Annotated in this window: 12 protein-coding genes; 2 read left to right on the forward strand and 10 right to left on the reverse strand. The window is 66.1% G+C overall.

Going from position 1 to position 12,601, the window contains the following annotated elements; genetic code table 11:
- Window positions 1-4: 4 nt before the first annotated feature.
- Complete coding sequence (gene aroC, locus QQZ18_RS09735) at window positions 5-1,123, reverse strand: chorismate synthase (protein WP_284540518.1); 1,119 nt, start codon at window positions 1,121-1,123, stop codon at window positions 5-7.
- A 147-nt stretch (window positions 1,124-1,270) separates the two neighbouring features.
- Between aroC and QQZ18_RS09740 the strand changes: the two genes are divergently transcribed.
- Entirely contained in the window at window positions 1,271-1,963 is a 693-nt protein-coding gene (locus QQZ18_RS09740) for a ribonuclease HII (protein ID WP_284540520.1), read from the forward strand.
- Window positions 1,964-2,014: 51 nt separating this feature from the next.
- Here QQZ18_RS09740 and QQZ18_RS09745 read toward each other — a convergent pair whose 3' ends face one another.
- From QQZ18_RS09745 to QQZ18_RS09780, 8 genes are all read right to left on the reverse strand, one after another.
- Complete coding sequence (locus QQZ18_RS09745; protein WP_284540522.1) at window positions 2,015-2,497, reverse strand: F0F1 ATP synthase subunit B family protein; 483 nt, start codon at window positions 2,495-2,497, stop codon at window positions 2,015-2,017.
- A gap of 11 nt (window positions 2,498-2,508) precedes the next feature.
- Window positions 2,509-3,123, reverse strand: a complete 615-nt coding sequence (locus tag QQZ18_RS09750; RefSeq protein WP_284540524.1) for a F0F1 ATP synthase subunit B — start codon at window positions 3,121-3,123, stop codon at window positions 2,509-2,511.
- A gap of 145 nt (window positions 3,124-3,268) precedes the next feature.
- Window positions 3,269-3,496, reverse strand: a complete 228-nt coding sequence (locus QQZ18_RS09755) for a F0F1 ATP synthase subunit C (protein WP_026789496.1) — start codon at window positions 3,494-3,496, stop codon at window positions 3,269-3,271.
- Between the two features lie 65 nt (window positions 3,497-3,561).
- Entirely contained in the window at window positions 3,562-4,320 is a 759-nt protein-coding gene (locus tag QQZ18_RS09760) for a F0F1 ATP synthase subunit A (protein WP_284540528.1), read from the reverse strand.
- 69 nt (window positions 4,321-4,389) lie between these two features.
- A complete protein-coding gene (locus QQZ18_RS09765) occupies window positions 4,390-4,764 on the reverse strand; it encodes an AtpZ/AtpI family protein (RefSeq protein ID WP_284540529.1) in 375 nt (124 codons plus the stop codon).
- Window positions 4,765-5,010: 246 nt separating this feature from the next.
- The gene (locus QQZ18_RS09770; RefSeq protein ID WP_284540531.1) at window positions 5,011-8,469 is read right to left on the reverse strand and encodes a chromosome segregation SMC family protein; all 3,459 of its coding nucleotides are present in this window, start codon (window positions 8,467-8,469) and stop codon (window positions 5,011-5,013) included.
- A gap of 141 nt (window positions 8,470-8,610) precedes the next feature.
- Entirely contained in the window at window positions 8,611-9,261 is a 651-nt protein-coding gene (locus QQZ18_RS09775) for a DsbA family protein (protein WP_284540533.1), read from the reverse strand.
- 96 nt (window positions 9,262-9,357) lie between these two features.
- Entirely contained in the window at window positions 9,358-9,885 is a 528-nt protein-coding gene (locus QQZ18_RS09780) for a DUF721 domain-containing protein (RefSeq protein WP_284540535.1), read from the reverse strand.
- 59 nt (window positions 9,886-9,944) lie between these two features.
- On the opposite strand from QQZ18_RS09780, the gene mutY reads away from it, so the two are divergent.
- Window positions 9,945-11,054 carry an A/G-specific adenine glycosylase gene (mutY, locus tag QQZ18_RS09785; RefSeq protein WP_284540538.1) on the forward strand — a complete coding sequence of 370 codons (1,110 nt, stop codon included), beginning with the start codon at window positions 9,945-9,947 and terminating at the stop codon, window positions 11,052-11,054.
- 271 nt (window positions 11,055-11,325) lie between these two features.
- Here mutY and QQZ18_RS09790 read toward each other — a convergent pair whose 3' ends face one another.
- Window positions 11,326-12,486, reverse strand: a complete 1,161-nt coding sequence (locus QQZ18_RS09790; protein WP_284540540.1) for a site-specific DNA-methyltransferase — start codon at window positions 12,484-12,486, stop codon at window positions 11,326-11,328.
- Window positions 12,487-12,601 lie beyond the last annotated feature (115 nt).

Here is a 12,601-nt window from a genome sequence, read left to right on the forward strand (position 1 = left end):
CATGTCAGCGCAACGGAAATGCGATGGCGCCGTCGCGACCGGTCTGGGCACGGTGGCGCAGCTTGTGGTCGGCTAGGACCAGGGCCATCATCGCCTCGCCCACGGGAACCGCGCGAATGCCGACGCAGGGGTCGTGGCGTCCGCGCGTCATCACGTCGACATCCTCGCCGGCTGCCGATACCGAGCGACGATCGGTCAGAATGGATGAGGTGGGCTTGACGGCGAAGCGGGCCACCACCGGCTGGCCGGTGGAGATGCCGCCGAGAACGCCGCCAGCATGGTTCGAAGCGTGCAGGATGGCGCCGTCGTTGCCCATGCGCATCTCGTCGGCATTCTCCTCGCCGGTGAGTTCGGCGGCGGCGAATCCCTCACCGATCTCGACGCCCTTCACCGCGTTGATCGACATCAGCGCCGAGGCGAGGTCCTGGTCGAGCTTGCCGTAGATCGGCGCGCCCCAGCCGGGCGGCACGCCCTCGGCCACCAGTTCCACCACCGCGCCGACCGACGATCCGGCCTTGCGCACGCGATCGAGGTAGGCCTCGAAACGCGGCACGGCTTCGCGGTCAGGGCAGAAGAACGGATTGTCGTCGACCGCGCTCCAGTCCCAGTTGGCACGATCGATCTTTTCCGTGCCGATCTGAACGAGAGCGCCACGGATGGTGACGCCATCGATCACCCTGCGGGCAACGGCGCCGGCGGCGACGCGCGCCGCCGTCTCGCGCGCCGAAGAGCGGCCGCCGCCGCGATAGTCGCGAACTCCATACTTCAGATCATAGGCGACGTCGGCATGGCCGGGCCGGTACTTGTCGCGAATGTCGCCGTAATCCTTGGACCGTTGGTCGGTGTTGCGGATGAGGAGAGAGATGGGCGTCCCGGTGGTCACCGGACCGCCGGTGCGGTCGTCCTCGAACACGCCCGAGAGTATCTCGACGAGATCATCCTCGCGCCGTTGCGTCACGAAGCGCGACTGGCCGGGTTTGCGCCGGTCGAGAAAGGTCTGGATGAACTCGGCCGTCAGCGGCAATCCCGGAGGGCAACCGTCGACGACGACGCCCAATGCAGGGCCGTGGCTCTCGCCCCAGGTGGTGATGCGGAAGAGATGTCCGAAGCTGTTGTGCGACATCGGTTTGCCTGAAATTGAAGAGCGGCGGCAGCCGCGACAGTCTGGGATTTCTCTTATGGGGCGCGGAAGCCGACGTCAAATGGCGGCAGCGGCGCCAATCTGCCGTATCATGGCCCAAACACCGATTCGCCGTCCCGATCCGAGCCCATGCCCCGCATTGCCTCCCCTGCCCCCGACCTTCTTGCCGGCCTCATCGTCGAGGCTTGCGACCGTCGCATGGAAGTGGATTTCGCGCGCCGTTGGGGCGGCCCCGTTGCCGGGGTGGACGAGGTCGGCCGCGGTCCGCTTGCCGGCCCGGTGGTGACCGCGGCGGTGATTCTCACGGATGCGCCGCTGCCCGAAGGGCTCACCGATTCCAAGCAGCTCAAGCCGGGCGCGCGGGAGCAGATGTTCGAGGTCATCTGCCGCGATCATATCGTCGCCGTCGCCTCGGCGTCGGCCGCCCGCATCGACGCGATGAACATCCTCGCCGCCAATCTCTGGGCGATGGATCGCGCCGTGCGGTCCCTGGCCGAACAGCCTGTGGGCGTGCTGGTCGATGGCCGGGACGTACCCTCGGCACTGACAGCAGCCGGCTATCGGGGAGCGGCCATCGTGAAGGGAGACGCCCGCGTCGCCGCCATTGCCGCCGCGTCCATCGTCGCCAAAGTGATGCGCGACCGGATGATGGAGCTGCACGCCGCCGAGTTTCCCGGCTACGGCTTCGAGACCAATGTCGGCTACGGCTCCGCGAAGCATCTGAAGGCTCTTGCCGAGCTGGGGCCTACGCCCATCCATCGCCGCAGCTTCCGGCCCGTACGCGAATGCATCGAGGCGAGAGCCGGCGGACAGAGGCCATGAAAAAGGGGCCGCCAAGGCCCCTCGTTCCGGATCGGTCCTGTGGCGGGAAACTCAGCCGAACCGTGCCTTGACCTCGTCCACGCCGCTGGAGATCAGATCCGCGGCCACTTTGCCCTGCACCTTCTCGGCAAGCAGGCTCTTCGAAGCGGCAATCGCCATATCGATGGCGACGGCCCTGACTTCGGCGACCGCTGCCGCCTCGGCATGGGCGATCTTGGCCTCGACCGTGCGCGTCCGCTGCTCGATCAGCTCCTTGAGCGCCACTTCGGCATCGGCCGTCATGCGCTTGGCTTCGGCTTCCGCATGGGCGATGATCTCGGCGGCATCCTGCTCGGCGATGACCCGCTTGTGCTGGTATTCGGCCAGAAGAGCTTCCGCCTCTCTCCGCAGGCGCTGCGCCGCGTCGAGCTCGGCCGTGACTTCCTCGGCCCTCTTGTCGAGCATGCGCCCAACCATGCCGAACACGCCGTAATAGGCGAGCACGACAAAGAACAGGACCAGACCGACAAAGGCCCATGTGGTGTTGTCGAGCATCGGGCCTCTCCTCAGTGTTTACCGACCGACACGGCGGCAACAGCCGCGGCGGCCTCGTCACGGCTCACCTTGCCGACCAGCGCCTCGACAACCGCTTCGGTCGTCTCGGTAGCGATCGTCGACACGTGATCGAGCGCTATCCTCTTGACGTCAGCAATGTGCTTTTCGGTGTCGGACAGCTTAGCGGTGAGCTGCGCTTCAGCCGCATGGCGTCGTCCGTCGATCTCGCGGGCAACCTTGCTGCGCGTCTCGTGGGCGATGGCATTGGCCTTGTTGCGAGCGGCGGCGAGCGACGCTTCGTAGGAGGCAATGGCAGCGTCCGTATCCGCCTTGGCCTTCTCGGCCTCGACCAGATCGGAAGCGATCTTCGCGGCACGCGCTTCGAGAATGCCTGCAATCTGCGGGATGACCTTCTTGGCCATCAGGACGTAGAGCGCAATGAAGACGATGGCCAGCCAGAAGAGCTGTGAAGGGAAGGTCGAGGGATCGAACGGCGGGAAGGTGCCGCCGTGCTCGCCGCCCCCGTGCGCCACCGTCGTGCCGGCGGTGTCCGTCGGCGCGTGGCCGTCCTCCGCCGGAACGACCGCCGGCTCTTGTGCGTTGGCTTGGCTGATGAACCAGCTCATCGACGCTCAGGCTCCATGGATGATAACGACCAAGCGGCGCCCCGAGGCAGAAACCACCTCGCAAGGCGCCGGCTCGTCTCGGCCGGCCGGAGACCGGCCGGCGACATGCATAGGGCCCAAAGGGCCCGCTTCGGCTGTCTCGCGATCAGACGGCGAACAGCAGCAGCAGAGCGATCAGCAGCGAGAAGATGCCGAGCGCTTCGGTCACGGCAAAGCCGAGGATCAGGCGACCGAACTGGCCGTCGGCGGCCGACGGATTGCGGACGGCACTCGACAGGTAGTTGCCGAAGATGCTGCCGAGGCCGATGGCGGCACCGGCGATGCCGATGGTCGAAAGGCCAGCGCCGATGTACTTCGCGGCTTCAGCTTCCATTGTAATGCTCCTTGAGAAACAAAGACCTGGATGGTTTTGATGGGGTGAACTTCGTCGATCCGGCCTCAGTGCCCCGGGTGCAGGGCATCGTTGAGGTACATGCAGGTAAGGATCGTGAAGACGTAAGCCTGGAGGAATGCCACCAGGAATTCGAGGGCGGTCAGGGCCACCACCATGACCAGCGGCAGCAGCGCGCCGAGGAAGCCGAAGGCGCCGAGCCCGGTCAGCGTCACCACGAAGCCCGCGAACACCTTAAGGGTGATGTGGCCAGCCAGCATGTTGGCGAACAGACGGACGGCGAGGCTGAGCGGCCGCGACAGAAAGGAGATGATCTCGATCAGGGTGACCAACGGCACGATCGCCGCCGGAACGCCCGAGGGAACGAACAGCTTCAGGAAGTGGGTGCCGTTCTTGTAGAAACCGTAGATGGTCACCGTGAAGATGACGAGCAACGCCAGCGCCGCCGTGACGATGATGTGCGAGGTGACGGTGAAGAAATACGGCACCATGCCGAAGATGTTGGCCGTCAGCACGAACATGAACAGCGAGAACACCAGCGGCATGAAGCGCATGCCACCCTCGCCGGCAGCATTCCTCAGCGTGGTGGCGACAAACTCGTAGGAGAGCTCGGCTACCGTCTGGGCGCGGCCCGGCACCACGGCTCGCGACGAGGTGCCCCACAGAAGCACCAGCGCGATGGCAGCCAGCGTCAGGACCATGAACAGCGAGGAGTTGGTGAAGGAGACGTCGTATCCGTCGATGTTGATGTCCACCAGCTTGTGGATGCCGAACTGATGGATGGGATCGGTTCTTACGTCAGCCACCTTGAGGAGCTCCCTCGCTCGATCTCGCCCGCAACACGACCTGGAACCAAAACGCCCGGCCGTTCAAACTCACTCTTCGCCGTCCGGCGCCCGACGTGAGGACTTGCCCCCCTTGGCGGCGAAAGGATCCTTCGCCACGCCCGTCGCACGCATCACGTTCAGCGTTCCCGCCGCAAAGCCGAGCAGCAGAAACACGATCATGCCCCACGGAGTCGTTCCGAAGAGGCGATCGATCGTATAGCCGATCACAAACCCAACGATCACCCCGGCCACGAATTCCGAGCCGACCTTCATCGCCTGCCCGATACCGGACAGTCCAGACGACTGCGGGGCACCACCCTCGGGTGTCGACGGACCACGCCGGGCTTCGGCCAGCTTCTCACCCAGCGCCCTAAGGCGGGGATCGCTTCCGGCGGCGTCCGGCCGTTCGTCGTTCTGACCCATCGGCGGCATCCTCGAGAACGCAGTCGCCAAGGCCCTGCAAGATCGGGGTAATCCCTGATTTGGCGGGCACCATAGTGTTCACACGGATGCCTGTCAAGATTGGCGACGGCCTATACATTTCATTGATTTATATGCCATTTCCACCGGTGAGACCACCGCCATTCCCAGACTGCGACTTTAGTCGAGGCGGGCGTAATCGATTAAGCTGCCATTGCCTCGCAACACGGCCTGGAAAGCAGGTGCGGTTCAGCTCGCCTCGCGGAAGGATTCGGCGGTTTCAAGGTCGACGGAGACGAGCTGCGACACGCCGCGCTCGGCCATGGTGACGCCGAACAGGCGATTCATGCGCGCCATAGTGATCGGATTGTGGGTGATGACCACGAAGCGGGTCTCGGTGGAACGGGCCATCTCTTCGAGAAGATCGCAGTAGCGCTCGACGTTCGCATCATCGAGCGGCGCGTCGACCTCGTCGAGCACGCAGATCGGCGCCGGATTGGTCAGAAAGACGGCGAAGATCAGCGCCATGGCCGTCAGCGCCTGTTCGCCGCCGGAGAGCAGCGTCATGGTCTGCGGCTTTTTGCCGGGCGGGCGAGCGAGAATCTCAAGGCCGGCTTCCAGCGGATCCTCGGCGTCGACGAGTTGCAGCTCCGCCGTGCCGCCACCGAACAGATGGACGAACAGGCGCTGGAAGTGGGCATTGACGATACCGAAGGCATTGAGCAACCGCTCGCGCGCCTCGCGATTCAGGTTCTGGATGCCTTGGCGCAGGCGACGGATCGCCTCGATCAGATCTTCACGCTCGTTGACTAGGGTATCCAGCCGCTCCTCCAGCTCGGCCTGTTCCGCCTCCGCCTGGAGATTGACGCCGCCGAGCTTGTCGCGCTCGACCTTCAGCCTTTCGAGCCGGGTCTCGACGCCAGCCAGATCCGGTAGCGGCGCCGCCTCGTCGATTTCGGCAAGCTGGCGCAAGGCGTAGAGCGGCGTATCGAAACGATCACGCATCTCCTCGGCATACACCTCAAGCCGCTGCTTGGCGGCGGCGAGCCGCTCTTCGGCACGCACGCGGCCTTCCCGAATGGTCGAAAGGCGGGCAAGCGCCTCGGCAGCGGCGCGATCGGCTTCGCCGGCCTGCATCTCGCCCTCGCGGAGCCGGTCCGAAGCCTCCGCACTGGCAGTCTCGGCCGCGGCAACCGCCCGCATCAGGCCGCGCCGGGCCTCGACGATTTCGTCGGGGCGGTCGATCAGCTCGGCCCGTTCGTCTTCCACTTGGGCGAGGCGGTCATCCAGTTCCTCGAGATGGGCGGCGGCGTGACGCACGCGGTCGCCCCAGCCGGCGCGTTCGCGTTCGATCGCCTCGATGCGGCGTTTGCGCAGTTCCCCCTCGCGGCGGATCATGTCGACGGCGGCGCGCGCCTCCGAAAAGCGGGCGCGCGTGTCGGCCGCCTCGCCGCGCAGGGCGTGAACGCGGGCCGACAGTTCGGAGGCATCGGCGAGCTCGCCGTATCTCTCCTCGGCCTCGGCCTTGCGCGCCGCCATATCCTCCGCATCGGCTGCGAGGCGTTCGCGCTGGCCGGCGGCGGCGGCGCGGCGGGCGACGGTTTCCGCCAGCGCCCGTTCGGCGACCAGCAGCCGGTCGCGCGCGTTGGCAGCGCCCCGTTCGGCGACCTTGACCGCTTCTCGGGCGGCGCGTTCCTCAGCTTCGGCCTCGCGCAAGCGCACCTCGGCTCCGTCGAGCACCTGACGCCGCGCGGTGCAGAGTTCGCCCGCCGTTTCGCGCAGAGCATCGATCTCGGCAAGCCGGTTGCGGGCCGCGAGCCTGCGGGCGGCGGCAGTGGGGGCATCGGCGGCGGCGGCGTAGCCATCCCAACGCCAGACCGCGCCTTCGAGCGTTACCAGAATCTGGCCGGTGGCGAGCAGCGGCTGCAGACGAGCCGCATCCTCCGCCTTGACGACGCCGATCTGCCGCAGCCGACGCCCGATGAGGTCGGGGCCATCGACGAACTTGGCCAGCGCCGGAACGCCCTCGGGCAATGCGGGGTCGTCGGCGTCGTCGCCGGGCATCGTCCAGTAGGCCGGCGCACGATCGTCGATCGGCGCCTCGATGTCCTCGCCGAGGGCGGCGGCCAGCGCCGTCTCGAAGCCCTTTTGCGGAGCAAGACGATCGACCAGCGGCGGAAACAGCTGGCCGTGCTCGATGTCCAGCATCTTGGCGAGAGTCCGCGCCTCGGTATCGAGTTTCTGAAGCTCGCGTTCCGCCTCGGCCAACGGCCCCGACGCGGCGAGGCGTTCCTCCTCGGCGGCGCGGCGCCCGGCCTCGGCATCGGCAACCGCCGTCTCGGCCTCGAACACCATGGCCGCCGCCAGTTCGATCTCCTCGCGGGCCTCGGCGATGGCGTCGTCCGCGTTGAGTCGCTCATCGAGCTCCGCCAGTTCGGCATCGAGCCCCTCAAGCTCGCGAAGCTGGCGATCGAGGCGAAGACCCGCCTCGCGGATCTCGCGTTCGAGCGCGCCTTTCAGCGCGGCAGCTTCGGCCTCGGCGGCCGTGGCGGCGGTCAGCTCGGCGTCGACGTCGGCGAGGCGTGCCGCGATCTCCGAGGCGGATGCCTCCGCCTCCGCCTGCCGCTCTTCCTCACCGAGCTCCTCGCCGGCCAACGCTTCGGCCTCGTCCGCAAGGGCGGCGAGACGCTCGTCGTTCTCGGCCACCAGCGCCGCTTCGCGTGCGCGGTCGCGGGCGATCTCCTCGGCGCGGCGGGAGAGTTCGGCCAGCCGTTCGCGGGCGCGCCGCTCCTCGGCCTCGGATTCGGCAAGCGCGATCCGCAACCTTTGCAACGCGGCGGCCGTTTCCACGGCCCGGTCGCGTAGCCCCGGCAGATCGTGGGCGATGATCGCCTGCCGGCGGACAGCCTCGGTCTGGGCGGCCTGGGCGTCGGCGACGGCGCCGAAGCTGTCCGTCATCTGCGCTTCGGCTTCCTCGACCTGGGTCATCAGGTCGCCGACGCGCAGGTAGGCGACGGTTGCCTCGGCCTTGCGGATGTCGGCGGACAGATTGCGGTAGCGCGCCGCCTGCCGGGCCTGCTTGCGCAGGCCTTCGAGCCGCGTCTCGATCTCCCGCAACACGTCTTCCATGCGCGTGAGATTGGTTTCGGCGCCCTTGAGACGCAGTTCCGCGTCATGCCGGCGGGAATGCAGGCCGGAAATGCCGGCCGCCTCTTCCAGGATGGTGCGCCGTTGCGTCGGCTTGGCGGCGATCAGTTCGCCGATCTGCCCCTGCCGCACCATGGCCGGCGACCGAGCGCCGGTGGACGCATCGGCGAACAGGAGCTGCACGTCGCGGGCGCGCACGTCCTTGCCGTTGATGCGATAGGATGAACCCGCCTGCCGTTCGATGCGGCGGGTGACTTCCAGAAGATCGGCATCGTTGAAGGCGGGAGGCGCGGTGCGCAGATCGTTTCTCAGCACCAGCGTCACTTCGGCGGCATTGCGGGCCGGACGCTTGCCGGAGCCGGAGAAGATGACGTCGTCCATGCCGGAAGCGCGCATCGCCTTGTACGAGCTCTCGCCCATCACCCAGCGCATGGCCTCGACGAGATTGGACTTGCCGCAGCCGTTCGGCCCGACCACGCCGGTCAGGCCGGGTTCGATGACGAACTCGGAGAAATCAACGAAGGACTTGAAGCCCTGTATCTTCAACCGCTCGAACTGCATTGGCGATCCGCTTCGGCAGCACCCTATTCATAGAGTGTGACCGTACCATGGACCACCATATCATGAAGGCCGCGACGCCGCCCCGGCAAGGGGCGGGCATCGCGGCCCTGTTGATATCCGGCGGTTATCACCAGTTGAGAATCAGAGAAGCGGGTCGATCTTGGCCGACAGCTCGTCGACCGACATGAAGCCGACCTCGCGCTGACCGTTGATGAAGAAGGTCGGCGTTCCGGTTATGCCGAACTCGTCGCCACCACGCTTGCGCGTCGCATTGAGGTCGTCGAGCAGCTTCTGGTCGGTCAGCGTCGCCTCGAAGGTCGCGGGCGAATAACCGAACTGCTTGGACACATTGCGCAGACCGGAGAGCGGGTCTTCGACGAAGGCCCATTCGCGCTGCGTCTTGAAGAGATAGGACACGACCTCGAAATACTTGCCGCCAGGTGCGTTGCGCGCCAGCATGAAGCCGGCGGCGGCCAGTGGATCCAGCGGGAACTCGCGGATCACGAAATAGACCTTGCCGGTGTCGATATACTTGGTCTTGATCTCATCGAAGGTCTTGTTGTGGAAGTCAGCGCAGTGGCTGCAGGTCATCGACATATACTCGACGATCTTCACCTTGGCGTTGGGATCACCGAGCGCCATGTCGGGCAGCACGCCCGGTTTCATCAGCTCGGTCACGTCGACGGTGGCCGCCGGTTCCTGGGCAAAAGCCAGTCCGGGGAAAGACGCAAGCGCGGCAAAGCCGGCCGCGGCTACAGCTGTGGTCGTGAGGAAGCGGCGGCGAGTCAACATGTCGTTCCCTTTCGGATAACCGGCCCCACAGGGTCCGTCATTGGCGGCAAATTATGGCAAGCCCACGTCATTGGAAAGAGGAAGTGCTTTTTCCTGTCATCGACGACCGCGGATATCGCCGCTGACCGCCCGCCCCAGCCGTTCCACCGCCGCTTTCAAGCCATCGTCGGCGATGCCGGCGGCGAGGGTTTGCACCCTGGCCTCGGCCTCGGGAGAAAGCTGCCCCGGTCTCGGGCGGGGCCTTGGGCCGATCTTCACCGGCGGAAGCTGCAGCGGCTTCAGGCGACCGACAAGGCGGTAGCCGAAAAAGGTATTGATGCGCTCGATCAGCTGCGGCGCCTCGAGCGTCAGGCGCATGGCCGCCGCCCCGGAGCAGCGCACCGTCAGAACGGCGGGCTCGTGCTCTTCTTCCTCGATCAGTCCCTTCGGCCGACGCGGCCATGAGAGCTGGTCGGGGGCCGTCGTTTCGGCATAGACGGGACCGACGATATCAGGCCAGTGAGCGACGAGATCGAGCGTGGCAAAACCGCGCTTGCGGCAGGCGGCATTGAGCGGCGCGGCTATGATGTCGGCGAGCGGCCGCACTCCCTTGTAGACGAAAGCCGGTTTTCTCAAGCGCGCCATCTGCTATGGAACCTCCAGCATCCCATCGGGACTGTTCCTCGAACCGCAGTTTATCCCACATGCCGGCGCCGTCCGCCACCGCCCTTCTCGAATGGTACGACGTCCACGCCCGCCGACTGCCCTGGCGCGTATCGCCGGAAGACAGGGCGCTGGGCATATTGCCCGATCCCTACCGGGTCTGGCTTTCGGAGGTGATGCTGCAACAAACCACGGTCGCAGCCGTCAAAAGCTATTTCCTAGACTTTCTGGAACGCTGGCCGACCCTGCGGGCGCTCGCCGCCGCGCCACGCGACGACGTGATGGCCGCCTGGGCTGGCCTTGGCTACTATTCGCGCGCCCGCAACCTCAAGGCCTGCGCCGAGGCGGTCGCCCGCGACTATTGCGGCCGCTTTCCCGATACGGTGGACGGCCTGTCGCAGCTGCCCGGCATCGGCCCCTACACGGCGGCGGCGATCGCCGCCATCGCCTTCGACGTGCCGGCGGCGGTCGTCGACGGCAACGTCGAACGCGTGGTGGCCCGCCTGTTCGCCCTTGAGACGCCGCTACCGGACGTCAAGCCGGAGATCCGCCGCCTGACCGCAACGCTGACGCCGGACGAGCGCCCGGGCGACTTCGCCCAGGCGATGATGGACCTCGGCGCCACCATCTGCACGCCAAAGCGACCGGCTTGCGCTTTGTGTCCGTGGTCGGAGTCCTGCATGGCTCGCCGACGCGGCGATGCCGAGACCCTGCCTCGCCGACGGGCCAAGCCGGAGCGGCCGACCCGTCACGGCGTCGCCTTCGTCGCCCGCCGGCACGACGGCGCGCTCCTCGTTCGCCGCAGAGCCGACAAGGGACTGCTCGGCGGCATGCTGGAGGTACCCGGTGGCGAATGGTGCGAGGGGGCGGCGCCAGAGACCGCAGAGCCGTTTCAGGCCGCCTGGAAGACCGTCGGCGAGATCGAGCATACCTTCACGCACTTCCATCTCGTGCTGACGGTCAAGGCCACCGAGGTGGGCGACCGCCCGCCGCCTGCGGACTGCTTCTGGCTCGATGCCGCTGCCGTGGCGGGCGAGGCCCTGCCAACGGTCATGCGCAAGGTTGTCGAGGCGGCGACGGGAGTGCCGGCGCGGCGGGTGTTGCGACGCCCCACGATAGCGCCCCGGCTCAAGCTCTCACCTGAGGGTTGAATAATTGCTATTAACTACGACCATTGTTGCATAAAAGGTTACTTTGAGATTAACCGCAGAAGTGCGATAATTCTCGACATTAGGGCGTGACCCGACAGTCATTAGGTCGGCCCGCGTCGGGTTGGGCTAATCCGGCGTGACAGGTCGAACGATACAGATTTTGAGGGTATGCCAACCCCGCATGCCGAATGGCACGGGTTTGAAAAACAGGCGCCATTAAAGAAATGGCTCTCCGAATGATCGGGGAGCCTTCTTTCGTTAACGGCTCTCTTCAGGCGCCGGCAGCCGCGAGTTCGCTGCGGATGCGACCGCGCAACTCGTCGATCAGCACCAGCGCGCCCTTGGTCTCGACATGCCAGTAGGTCCAGCCATTGCAGGCTTCGAGCCCTTGCAGCGACGCGCCCACCTTGTGAATAGACCCGGCGACGGTGCCGGCTGAGATCGAGCCATCGGCGCGAACCGTGGCAACGTGGCGGCGGCGGGCGTCGCACAGCCTGTCGCCCGGACGGATCAGGCCCGCCTCGATCAGCGAACCGAAGGGGATGCGCGGTTCGGCCCGCTTCGGCGTGACCACGGCGAGCCCCTCGTCCGGCGCCCGCTCGACGGAGGCGATCCTCACCTTGGCGAAATTGGCATAGGTGCTGTCGCGCTCGACACCGACGTAATGGCGGCCGAGCTTCTTGGCCACGGCAGCCGAGGTGCCGGTGCCGAGAAACGGATCGAGGACGACGTCACCGGGCTTGGACGATGACGTCAGCACGCGCCAGAGCAGCGCTTCCGGCTTCTGTGTCGGATGGACCTTGTCGCCATCGGCCGTCTTCAGCCGTTCGCCGCCGGTGCAGATCGGCAGCAGCCAGTCCGAGCGCATCTGAAGGTCGTCGTTGAAGGCCTTCATGGCCTCGTAATTGAACGTGATGCCCTTGGCCTCCCGGTCGCGCGACGCCCAGATCAGCGTTTCATGCGCGTTGGTGAAGCGCTTGCCCTTGAAGTTGGGCATCGGGTTGGCCTTGCGCCAGATGATGTCGTTGAGCACCCAGAACCCGAGGTCCTGCATGATCGAACCGACACGGAAGATGTTGTGATACGAGCCGATTACCCAGATGGTGCCGGTCGGCTTCAGCACGCGACGGCAGGCAAGCAGCCAGGCGCGGGTGAAAGCGTCGTACGCCTCGAAGCTGTCGAAGCGATCCCAGTCGTCGTCGACGGCATCGACCTTCGACTGGTCGGGACGGGTAAGGTCGCCGCCGAGTTGCAGGTTGTAGGGCGGATCGGCAAAAATCAGATCGACCGATGCCTTCGGCAGGCGTTCCAGCGCGGCGACGCAGTCGCCGACGATGACGCTGTCGAGCCAGTCGGGCGCGGCGAACGCGGCAGGGGAGTGGAAAGAAACCTCGGACGACGACGCAGCCGCCCGCTGACGCAGTACACTCATGGCTCTCCCACTCCGACGCAAAACAAACAGGAGGGGGTCTTCACGCCCCTGCCGGAAACCAATCTGCTCCGGCAGGGTAAATTCGGAGTTAAGCGACGAGTCTCGTCATTGATTA

Origin of the sequence: Pleomorphomonas sp. T1.2MG-36, from assembly GCF_950100655.1 — a bacterium.
Classification (GTDB): Bacteria; Pseudomonadota; Alphaproteobacteria; order Rhizobiales; family Pleomorphomonadaceae; genus Pleomorphomonas.